The sequence below is a fragment of the Dyadobacter alkalitolerans DSM 23607 genome, assembly GCF_000428845.1.
GTDB classification, from domain to species: domain Bacteria; phylum Bacteroidota; class Bacteroidia; order Cytophagales; family Spirosomataceae; genus Dyadobacter; species Dyadobacter alkalitolerans.
In genome coordinates this window covers 281305-293130 of the sequence record NZ_AUAS01000007.1, presented here as the reverse complement: position 1 = coordinate 293130, position 11826 = coordinate 281305, and the positions used below count along the sequence as shown (strand labels likewise).

Sequence of the window (11826 nt, the reverse complement as noted above, 5' to 3'; positions counted from 1 at the left end):
ACCTGCATAATCGTATTTGTTTTCTTATATATAGTTCAAAAAGCGCTTTCTGCCCGCAAGTCTACCCTTTATATCAGCGCGTTGTCAGCACTTCGCGTATGCGCGTCCAGCGGATATCCGGGTAGCGATCGTTGTCAAGCGGACTCATTTTTGGCTTGCCACTCAACATGTTATGAAGATATTGCATGCCCTGCCAGGGTGGAAAAACTTCGTCGTTCTGCGGAGATAAAGTGCGCGTGATTTTAATCATTGTGCCAAGTAAACCCATGCCACCTGGCCGCAGCGTACCAAACTTTTCACCCGTTGCTTCCGAGGCTGCCCGCTGAATGTCCCGGATCGTCGCCACCTCTCCCGCAATCCGCAGATAGCGCGGCGTAGTAGGATCCAGTGCCGCAGCTGCGGTATAATCGGCAGTGTCCCGCATGGTTGTAAAGTCCATGGGCTGGTCCGCACTTCCCCAGTAAAGCACGCGTTTGATTTTAAACAAAACCACCGGTGCCTGACCGGTTAACAGGTACGTAAACATTCCGTTGAGAATAGATGTGGCAGCAATGGGTGCGTCATTGAGCATTCTGCCAAATTCGCGCCGGAGATCAAGGTTGCGGTTGCTGCCATCGGGCAGCTTGGTGAAATCAATGCTAAAATCGGAAGGGATAAATCGCGGAATACCGGCGGCAACAGCCGCATTTAACAAACGCATCTGCATCTCCACAATCACATCCCGAAGCCCCGATAGTGCAGAAACCAAGCAAGTCCCGCCAGCGCAAGCACGTGTCAGCTCGTTGACATCAGCAAAATCCACCTCAATGATTTCAGCCCCTATACGCCGGAGTTCTGAAACGCGGGGGTTGCTGCTGCCTTTCCTGACGAGTGCCTTCACGACACCACCTCGCTTCAATATAAAGCCTGCAGTCAGGAAACCCAGCTCGCCCGTGGCCCCTGCCAGAATTATAGTCCCCGGTTCGGGCAATTTTGTAACGTCCGTCATGATATCCGTTTAATGTTGCAGCAGAAAATACAACAATTGTACCCGGACACATTAACTGGAAGGCAACTCCATGTATAGCCAAACGGACTTTCATTCAGGAACCGTCTTTCTAATCAAAACGCCGACGAAAAAGCAGCTCCATGTTTCACTTTTCAGATTTAAATCAACTACTTTTTCAAAGACTTAATAAACAATGTAACAGACTCAATGTCCGGCTCGGTCAGGATGCCGACGAACGAGGGCATCTCTTCATTATAACCCTTCACGATTTTGACGCCCGGTTTCAGAATAGATTCCTTAATGTATTTTTCGTCTGCAACTGCGCTTGTTCCATCCTCAAAAACGCGTTTGGAACCATACAGATTCTGAAATGGCGGACCATACATGCCGTCTGTTTTCAGGCCTTCCGAATGGCAACCGGCACAGGCCATTTTTTGGAATATTTCCCGGCCGTGTTCCGCTGAAACCACGACCTTTTTATCAGCCGTTTCCGCGATTACCGGCTTTTTGACGTCCAGCAGGGCAAGATCAACATTGCTAAACCCATACGACGTCAAATCCATATCTTCCGCTTTGTTCACTGTAAACCAGAAGCTATCGTTCATCTTTTTGCCGTCAGCCGCAGCCAGCTTATAAGAAACTTCCATCTGCATCACCTCGGCCATCCCGGGAACCAGGATCAGAATCTTTTTACGGTCTGATGACAAATAGGAAGCGGCCGCAGTCAAGGTTTCCTCACCGGAAGTGCCATCCATTTTGAAGTGACCGGAACCATATTCTTCTGTACGCTGATAATTCCATCTTTTCACTGCGAAATTGGCTGCATCCGCTGCCATTTTCGGATCAAGCTCCGCATCAAAACCAAGGATAACCCCCTGTTTGCCAGCCCTAAACTGGTTGGGCAGGTAACTCGGCTTACCCGTATAGCGCAAGCGCAGCAATGCACTGATGCCTGTCGAAGTAGAGCCCCACAAGTTGAAACCGGCAACATATAGCTGCCCGTCGACCGGGTTAACAATGCCTTTGGAAGTGGGCGCAGGATAATCAGCACGAATGACCGAAACCCCTCCCTGCGTTACATTCGAAGAACTATCAATCAAAACTCTGAACAAACCAGGCCGGCCAAATGAGAAATGGATCAGGCTGCCATTCAGCGGGCCCATCTTATTGCCGGTAATCCACGCCTGGCTAATGCTGGAACGGTCCACTCTATGCGGAATCCAGGTCAGCGGAGGCGCCACTTCCGGATTATCTGAGCGGTGGGCAGTGGGTTGAACGCCATAGTAATCCCCTTTTTTAATCAAATAAATAGGTGTTGACGGAACAAAATTACCTTGCTGATCCGAAGCAGTAAGAATGCCCTTTTCAGGATGAATTCCAAGGTAAGGCCCCCTCAAACCTGTCGCTATCACCTCCGATTTCAGACCGTCGCGGCTTATTTTAAGGATTGCCCCATTCTGCGTCGATCCGGATCTGAATCCTTTTCCGGTTTTGGCAGTCATCCCCGGCCCGTTGTCCAGGCTTCCGCCTTTCGCAATGTAAAAACTACCATCCGGCGCTGCCACCATATCCGCAGCCCACTCTCTAGATTCGGCCGATTGCTCCATCACATTGGAGAAATTCTCGTAGAAATCAGCCACGCCATCTTTATTAAGATCGTGCAATTTCACAATGCCTTCCCGCCCAAATACATAAACCTGATCATTCACGATTTCAATGCTCATAGGCTCATGAAAACCGGAAGCAAAGCGCGTCCATTTCAGATTTTGAAGGTTTTTGTCAATTCCTTCGATCATCCACACATCCCCTTCAAAAGTCACTACGCTGGCACGCCCATCTTTGAAAAACCCAACATCCGCCACACGCACATTGCGCTTCCACGGATTCGGCAACGGAAGCGTTAACTGATCCGTGACAAACGCTGCCGTGTCCGGCGAGAGTTTCCCTTTGGTAACAACCGTTTCCTTCCATAGAGCCGGCCCGCCTTTCTTGTAGTCGGGAATGGCCACCTCGCCCTTTTTGCAATAATTTTCAAATGCTTTTTTAAGTCTGGCAGGACCTTTCCAGATCACAACCGTCTCGTTGATAGCCTTTTGAGATGCGGGGACCCTTACCGTCAAGAATTGATTACCCGTAATTTCAGGCTGCAATGAGCCTGCTTTGCCCAGAATGCCGACTGCCGTAACTGTATCCTTGTTCGCCCCGTGGTATAGATATGCAATTTTACCCTTCACCTCCGAACCGGTTGCTTGCCGGACTTCTGCCGCTGTCAGGAAAATTTCCTTTGTAGTCTTTTCAAATTGAAATGCTCTCGTGAAAGCCGTTTGATCTTCAAACTTCGTGCTTCCCGGCAGCTCAGTGACGTCCGTACTACCCACCGTATAGGTCAAAACAGCCTGATTTCCATACACATAAACGCCCTTCCACCGACCTTGCTCCACAGGCATCGGCGCCCAGGTTGGCTGCTTTGTTTCACTAATATTGGATAAATCTGCCGAGAATGGCTTTTCCAGCGTCCAGCCGGGATAGAGCCCCGTGGCTATTTTCGCATCGCCGGTGAGTGAAGCGATTTTGTTATTCTTATTAAAAAAGTCCTTGTACGAGACCTGCGCCATCAAAACCATCGGCAAATACTTCCCTGTCCAAGCCACCGACCACCGCAAAAGATCGGTGTCAAAACAAACATAAGTGTCGTTACCGAGCTGCAAAGCCAATGTCCGCGCCGCCATATTGTCTTGCGGGTAAGCCGGTCCAAGCTTGCGTGCATCCACAGATGTGGAAATGTAGGGAAAGCTCTCCTCTATAAACGAACCCAGTTCGAGGGAATCCTTGTAATTGGCAACAACCGTTTTATTATCCGTATAACCTGTCAGAAAAACAGAACCCAACGTCAAAATACACATCCAGACTGTCCCGAAGTGTTTACGGCAATATTTCAAAATAAGCATGGTAATAGGTATGGTAAAAGAACAGAGTCAAAAGTCTGTTGCAGTTGAAAAGTTACTTGTAAAACTATTTGAAAACTGAAAAAGCACCTGTGCACCCACTTGAATAGGACGCGTAAAAGGAGGTTATAGCCTGAACGATTTTACCTTAAAATAACTCAAACCGTCTACTGGCACAATGGATTATTAAAGAATTCAGAATCCCCGCAATTTTTATCATACGCATTAAGGAAACGCGTCATTTCAACTTTGTAAACCTTACTATGTTATGAAGAAAATTGTTTTACTATTTTCCCTACTCTGGTTCCAGCAAAAGCTCTTCGCACAAACCGTTGGCAATCTAGGAATCAACACTTACTACCCCGATCCCAGCGCGGTTTTGGATGTTCGGGCGACAAATAAGGGGGTTTTGTTGCCTCGTGTTTTTTTGCAGTCGACCACAGACGCGGGAACCATCGCCAATCCGGAAATAGGGTTGCTTGTATTCAATACAAATCCTGGATTACTGGACAAGGAAGGCTTTTACTTCAATATAGGTACGGCTGCAAGTCCATCTTGGAAGAATATAGAGGAGAACTTAAAGCTACCATTTAGTCAAACTGCCATAAATCCGGGCGCACTTTTCAGTGTTGAAAATACATCGCAAATAGCAACAGCAGCGGCTGTTGGTGGATACGCAGGGACCGGTCAAGCGATTGCAGGATTTTCCTCAAATGGAAATGCTGTTTACGGATATAGCAGTGGAGCAGGAACAGGAGTATTTGCATCATCTCTTAATGCTACCGCTTTGGAAGTTAACGGAAAAATGAAGATCACAGGCGGAAATTTCCAGCCTGGTCTAGGAAAAGTGTTAACCTCAGACGCCTCAGGAAACGCCTCTTGGCAAATGCCAATAAACGAGTTTGATAATATCTTTAATGGTTTTCATGCCAGTGGCGTTTCGGGTGGTGGCAATCAGAATATGTCAGAAAGCAGTTTCATCAAAATTGCTTTCGCAAATCAAAAATATGATATAGGCACGAACTATAATGAGGTAAATATGTCTCCTCATAGTTCCTTTATCGCCCCTAAAAACGGTATATATCATTTCGATGTAATGGTCCGGTGGCAAAGACCTGCAATAGACGACACATTTAGTCCAACTATCAAAGTTGTTCGCACAAGGAACGGGGTTACCACGGACTTGTCTGAGAACAGGGTTCTGTCCGCGGACGAATCTCATACATCGCATATCGCTTTAGATTGTGAATTACAGACAGGAGACACAGTCAACGTAATTGCGAGAGCCTACGGCCCCCAAGTCTCCTTAGCTATGTCTGATCGGGATGCGAATTTTACCGGGCACCTTGCCATTGAACTTTAACACAAAATTTACCTTACAAAATAGCACTATGAAACTCTTAGCTACATTCCTTTTTATGGGCTTCCTCTGGCAAAGCGCTTATTCGCAAAGCGTCGGGATTAATACGAACACTCCGAATGCCAGCTCTGTACTTGACATTAATAGCACAAACAAGGGCATACTTTTACCAAAAGTCTCCTTGCAATCTATTACCGATAAATTTACAATTCCAAATCCTGCAAACGCTCTCCTCCTTTTTAATGTAAACACTCCAATAGGGCCAGAAGGTTTTTATTACAATACAGGTGACAGTGACAATCCACTGTGGCGAATGGTAGGAACAAGACTTAATCTGCCGTATAGCCAGACCGGAACCAGCGGCGGAGCCTTATTTTTTGTCGAAAATTCAAGTAATGAGGCAGGCTCGATAGCCATTTCAGGCTTGTCTGAAAAAATTGGGGTTCGAGGATCATCCGCGACCGGAACTGGTGTTGCAGGGGTGAGCGATAACGGAATTGGCGTTCACGCTTCCAGCGCAAATGGGTTGGCATTGAATGTTAATGGAAAGGTAAAAATAGCTGGAAATGGGCAATCACCGGGCCAGGGCAAACTGCTAACCTCAGATGCAAATGGGAACGCGTCCTGGCAGGCTCCCGCAATTAATTTAATAGCTTTTTCAGAGTTGGGTATAGATGGTGGAGGAAATATTAACTCTACTCAAGGTCTTACTCCTGTAAAAGTAAATTTTGGAAATATTGCTTACAATTTGGGTAACGCATATGACGGGGTAACAAATAGTTTCACAGCACCTTTCAACGGCATTTACCATTTTGACGCTATGATAGAATGGAAGCATGCGGACCCGGAGCTGATTTTCGATCCAGGATTTAGGTTGATAAGAAGCCGAAACAATGTAGAAACGGAAATTGCCTTTGATTTCGCCTTTAATGCAGCTTTTAGGCATACGTCTGTTATAACAATTGATTGTGAATTGCAGCAGGGTGATAAAGTCTACGCGACCGGGAAGTCTGGGAAAAACGGTGTCGAGCTCGAAACCGCCAACTCCACTGCTCATTTCAACGGAAGAATGCTACAAAAGCTTTGATCCAATAAAATTCAGTTCATTCAGTAATTAAATAATATATTATGAAAACAAAACATAGCTTCATAGCACTGCTGGGATTCTTATCCATCGTTGCCGATGCTGAGGCGCAATTGAAGACTGGTGCGAACAGCTTTTTTATATCGCCGGGAACAACCGTTACCGTGAGCTCTTTGTCTCTGACGCCAAGCGAGCCGATGAACCTGAATGATAATGAAATAACCCATTCGGATGTGCCGATTGCCGGAAAGCCAACCAGCAGTATCAATCGCGTTTACAAGTTAGCTAATCCACTTTCTTTTAAAGGTCAAGTGCTCATAACGTATCTTGAATCAGAATTGAATGGTAACGATGAGAATCTGTTGCAAATCGCGCACGCAGGGCCAGAACAAATTTTCACGATCCCGACCAACAAAAGCACGCCCGATCCGATAGCGAATAAGGTCTCCGAAACAGGAGACTGGACCAATATCAACACCCTTACTGCAACCGAAACCGGCAGCGGGTTGCCGGTAACATTAGTAGACTTTGTAGCTGCGCAAAAGGAAAGGGATGTCGTGTTGACTTGGAGCACTTCATTTGAAGCCAATAGTGACTTCTTTGAAATACAGCACAGCACGGACGGGAAGAGTTGGCTTGCACTCAGCGAGGTGAAGTCGAATGGAGACAGCAAGATTGAACGTACTTATTCCTACGTACATGAGCGACCGTTAGCAGCGGAACATTATTATCGTTTGCGGATGGTCGACAATGATGGAAAGTTTGCATTCAGCCGAATAAGGAACATCCGTGTGGCAAACAACCTTGCTATTGTATTTCATCCCAATCCGGTGGCTGACTGGCTTACGATTGAAATGCCGGCTACAAAGCAACCCGAGCAAGTAAAAATTGTCAGTAAATCGGGCAGAGTGGTTTATGAGGCTAATAAGAATGAGTTGCAAAAGCTGCATGACGGCGCCATCAATTTGAAACAGCTTACAGCAGGCATTTATGTAATACAGGTTCGGGAGCAGGATGGAACATTGCATTCTTCGAAATTGATCAAGAACTGATCACTATTCTCCGATCATTTAAGTTCGTCATTTATAGGGTGAATCTTTCTCTTCAAAAACGGCGTGGCCTCGTAAACAATTTGTACGGGCTGCGTCGTTTTTTTGCTTTCTAAATGGTAATGTCCACTCAAAAAACTAGCCCTGTCAACAGCTTATCTAAAATTTTTCAGATATTTTTAGTGTCAAATGTTTGATATTTAAAATAACAATATTATTTTTACATCAAGGTTACACTTCATCAGCAAAAATTATGAAACGGGTTCACATCAACAACAACCATTGGAATACACTGGCCAGCATCAGGCATCACATGTATGAATATCTCCTGGTATTTTCTTGTGATAAGGTGACAGAGGCATTGCTTCATAATGTGAAGCGTTATTTTGAAGAAAACTATGGGTGCGCCTATGCTGCCAATCTTGTGCCGCACCTGACGCTCTTCAAATGCACGATTCATGAAAACAAAGTGGATCGCATTATTCAGGGGTTTGAGAAAGTGGCCCGCCATACATCTCCATTGTCTATTTCGCTGACGCAATTCAAGAAGTACGAATACGGCAAATTTTATGTCGATCTGGAAACAACGGCATCCGATCAGGTGCTTGATCTGGCTAAAAAGTTAAAATCAGAAATAGGTCGGCATGTGCGGCAATGGGCACCGGGTGAGAATCATTTTTGTGAAGATCCGCATTTCACCATTGCAAGGAATATGAGCGCCTTGCAAACCGCCAAAGCAGCCATAGATTGGCTTTACCGCGAGTTCCTGGCATCATTTCAAGCCAGCGAAATGGTTCTCCTCAGGAGATCACTGGTTACAGGCTCTAAATACGAGCAAATTGCAAACTTCCCACTTCTTGGAGTTCCAGGAGGCAGTTATACACAAGGTTCACTGTTTTGAATGGTTAAGGTTCATGGCGTGCGGGTGTCACGTCATGAACAACATTCAATAGTTGGAGTAAACAAAATATCGGGAGTAACCACATATATGGGGTAACAACATATGTGGAGTAACAAAATTCACTAGTGGGCGGCTCAGCAACGAGTAAATGTTTAAATTGCGTAAGGACGGCAGTATGATTAGGACTGTTGATCCCGCAAAACCTGAACCAGCTACGTTTATGAAATTACGTCTCCTACTCAATTGGTCTGTCGTCAGCATATGTGCTTTTGCAGCGAACGGCCAGTCTTTTAACAACTTTCCGGTTACCACGCAAAAACCTCCTTTGCATGCCAGGCACTGGATTGGTATCACCGGGAAACCGCTGGCGGCTACGGCGGGAGCGATGATTTTCAGTAAAGGAGGAAATGCTATTGACGCTTCCTGCGCAATGCTGGCTGCAACCTGCACCATGTGGGATGTGTTGAGCTGGGGCGGTGAAACGCAGGCGCTGATCTACAATCCAAAAACGAAAAAAGTAATCGCAATCAATGCGATGGGTGTTGCGCCAACCGGAGCAACCGCTGATTTTTTCAAAAACAAGGGCATGAAATACCCACCGGAATATGGGCCATTGGCGGCAACAACGCCGGGAACGGCTGGTGGTTTAATGACAATGCTGGCAGAATATGGTTCAATGTCCCTGAAAGAAGTGCTCGCACCAGCGATGCAGCTGGCAGAAGGATATCCCATTGAAGCGCAGACCGCCAATGCGATCGAAAGAGATAAGGCCGAAATAAAAAAATGGCCATATTCTACAAAAGTGTTCTTGCCACATCTTGGTTCGAAAAGAGAGGCGCCGGACGCGGGTGAAATATTTGTTCAGAAAGACCTGCTGGCGACATTGCAAAAACTGGTTGACACAGAACAGGAAGCATTAAAAAAGGGGAAGAGCCGAAAAGAAGCGATCTACGCGGCTTACGATCGTTTTTACAAAGGTGATATTGCCAAGGAAATCGCCAGAGCAACGCAGGAACAAGGCGGCCTGATCACAGAACAGGACATGGCCAGTTGGAAAGTAAAGATCGAGGAACCGCTGATGACTTCTTACAGAGGGATCGATGTCTATAAAATGCAACAATGGACGCAGGGCCCTGTGTTGTTGCAGACTTTGAATATGCTGGAAAACTTCGATCTGAAAAGTATGGGTTACAATTCATCGCGATACGTGCATACTTTGTATCAGACCATGAACCTTGCTTTTGCCGACCGGGATTTTTACTACGGCGATCCGGCTTTTGCGCCTGAGGAACCAATGAAAGGTTTGCTTTCGAAAGAATATGCTAAGGAAAGGATCAAGCAGATTAACTGGGAAACGAATGATGCGAAGGCACTTCCCGGAGATCCGTATCCATTCGAGGGAAAGAAAAATCCCTATGCGGATCAAATTAAATCATGGGGAAATTTCCATGCTTCGCTTAACCGTAATGCAAACGGATTAAGTAAAGAATATATGGATGAATTCACAGCGGGGACGACATCTGTGGAAGCAGCCGATGAAGAAGGCTGGGTGGTAAGCATTACGCCCAGTGGCGGCTGGGTGCCTGCTTGCATTGCAGGCAATACGGGTGTGGGACTGAGCCAGCGTATGCAGTCATTCGTTCTGGATGCGAAGGAGAATCCATTCAATGTTGTAGAGCCGGGTAAAAGGCCCCGGGTTACCTTGACCCCAAGCCTTGCGCTGAAAGATGGAAAGCCGTTTCTGTCATTTGCAAAACAAGCCGGGGATGAACAGGACCAATTGCTGCTGCAATTCTTTTTGAATATAGTTGAGTTTGGTATGACGGTGCAAGAGGCTACGGAAGCACCCAGCTTTAAGACCTTGCAGATGTATGCGAGTTTCGGAGCACATGAAAAAGAGCCGGGCGGGCTTATTCTCAACCAAGCTATGCCCGATTGGTCCCGAAAAGAACTTACCCGAATGGGTTACAAGCTTTACTATCAACCAAGAACCAGCGGACCGATCAATGCTATCTATTTTGACTGGCAACATAAAAGCTTCTGGGGCGGATCCAGTAACCACGGTGAAGATTATGGCATTGGCTGGTGATCTATGTTAATCATCCAGGTCTTACCTAGGGCGCCTGGGTTACCATTTCCCGTCAATGCATTTTTTTAAACAAAGCGCAATCAATATCTTTGAAATAAACCGATACGTATGTTTTCCGCTGCTGAATTAAAGAAACACAACACTTCATTGTCCACTGAAATTCTTGCAGGAGTGTCGTCGTTTCTGGCCACAGCGTACATTATCGTAGTCAACCCATCCATATTGAGCCAAACAGGTATGCCGTTTTCAGCAGTGCTGACGGCCACAATTCTGGTTGCTTTTTTCAGCAGCTTAATGATGGGTTTGTATGCAAATAATCCGATCCTGGTTGCGCCGGGGATGGGGTTGAATGCGTTTTTTACATTCACAGCAGTTTTTACCGAGAAATTGAGCTGGCAGGTTGCGCTGGGGACTGTGTTCTGGTCGGGTATCTTTTTCCTGTTGTTATCGTTTTTTAATGTGCGCGCCTACATTGTAAGGGCCATTCCAAAATCGCTGCGGTTTGCCATAGCAGCCGGAATCGGCCTTTTTATTACATTAATAGGCTTTGCAAATGCCAAATTCATTGTAGCCCATCCCGCAACGATGGTGGGTTTGGGTAAATTAAACGCTTCGTCACTCACCTTTGCCGCGGGTTTATTAATCACGGTCGTTCTTTTGATTAAAAATATTAAAGGCGGCATTCTTATCGGCATCGTTTTGACGAGCCTGCTCGCCTGGCCCATCGGACGGTGGTGGGGCGGAACGGAGACCATCATCAACATCGACACCATTGTTTCACAACCTGATTTCAGCCTGCTTTTCGAGCTGGATATGGTCAATTCACTGAAATGGAGTCTGGCCCCTATTATCCTGGCATTCGTTTTCACGGATATGTTCGACAGCCTTTCCACATTCGTAGGACTCGCCGAAGCGGCGGAACTGCTGGATGAGAACGGTGAACCCAGGAACATTAAACGATCACTCGTTACCGACGCCTTTTCCACAACCATCGCCGGATTGGTTGGCAGCAGCCCGGGAACCGCCTACATTGAATCAGCCGTAGGGATCGAGCAAGGAGGAAAAACAGGCCTCACCGCTGTTGCGGGAGCGATTCTCTTTCTTCCTTTTCTTTTTTTATCGCCTTTGCTAAGCGCTATTCCGGCTATTGCAACTGCTCCGGCACTTGTTTTGGTGGGCGTTTTTATGATGAAACCAGTTGTCAAGATCAATTGGGGGAACCTGAGCGAAGCGTTTCCGGCGTTCTTTGCTATGGTGCTGATCCCATTTACTTACTCCATTACGCAAGGAATTATCTGGGGATTTTTGAGCTGGACCGCGCTGCATATTGCAACCGGCAAGATCAGGGAAATTAGTCTGGCGCTCTGGATTATTGACATTTTTGCCATTCTGGCACTCATTCTTTAACTT

General features: G+C 46.4%; 8 protein-coding genes. 6 read left to right on the top strand and 2 right to left on the bottom strand.

Translation table 11 applies throughout. The annotated features are described in order from the left end of the window. Positions 1–73: 73 nt before the first annotated feature. Together G395_RS0116315 and G395_RS0116310 are read right to left on the bottom strand one after the other, a co-directional pair. The gene (locus G395_RS0116315) at positions 74–988 is read right to left on the bottom strand and encodes an NmrA family NAD(P)-binding protein (protein ID WP_026631037.1); all 915 of its coding nucleotides are present in this window, start codon (positions 986–988) and stop codon (positions 74–76) included. 167 nt (positions 989–1155) lie between these two features. Continuing rightward, positions 1156–3927 carry a DUF6797 domain-containing protein gene (locus G395_RS0116310; protein WP_229204189.1) on the bottom strand — a complete coding sequence of 924 codons (2772 nt, stop codon included), beginning with the start codon at positions 3925–3927 and terminating at the stop codon, positions 1156–1158. 274 nt (positions 3928–4201) lie between these two features. Here G395_RS0116310 and G395_RS0116300 point away from each other — a divergent pair, with 274 nt between their 5' ends. The 6 genes from G395_RS0116300 (at position 4202) to G395_RS0116275 (ending at position 11823) form a co-directional block, all read left to right on the top strand. Continuing rightward, complete coding sequence (locus G395_RS0116300; RefSeq protein WP_026631035.1) at positions 4202–5296, top strand: phage tail-like protein; 1095 nt, start codon at positions 4202–4204, stop codon at positions 5294–5296. 28 nt (positions 5297–5324) lie between these two features. Then, a complete protein-coding gene (locus tag G395_RS0116295; protein WP_026631034.1) occupies positions 5325–6380 on the top strand; it encodes a phage tail-like protein in 1056 nt (351 codons plus the stop codon). Between the two features lie 41 nt (positions 6381–6421). Beyond that, positions 6422–7429: a T9SS type A sorting domain-containing protein gene (locus tag G395_RS0116290; RefSeq protein ID WP_026631033.1), complete on the top strand. Its 1008-nt coding sequence runs from the start codon at positions 6422–6424 to the stop codon at positions 7427–7429. 250 nt (positions 7430–7679) lie between these two features. After that, positions 7680–8327 (top strand): 2'-5' RNA ligase family protein, encoded by a 648-nt coding sequence (locus G395_RS0116285; protein WP_026631032.1) that lies wholly within the window; start codon positions 7680–7682, stop codon positions 8325–8327. Positions 8328–8547: 220 nt separating this feature from the next. Beyond that, entirely contained in the window at positions 8548–10416 is a 1869-nt protein-coding gene (locus G395_RS0116280) for a gamma-glutamyltransferase family protein (protein ID WP_026631031.1), read from the top strand. Positions 10417–10524: 108 nt separating this feature from the next. Next, positions 10525–11823 carry an NCS2 family permease gene (locus G395_RS0116275; RefSeq protein WP_026631030.1) on the top strand — a complete coding sequence of 433 codons (1299 nt, stop codon included), beginning with the start codon at positions 10525–10527 and terminating at the stop codon, positions 11821–11823. Positions 11824–11826: the final 3 nt, after the last annotated feature.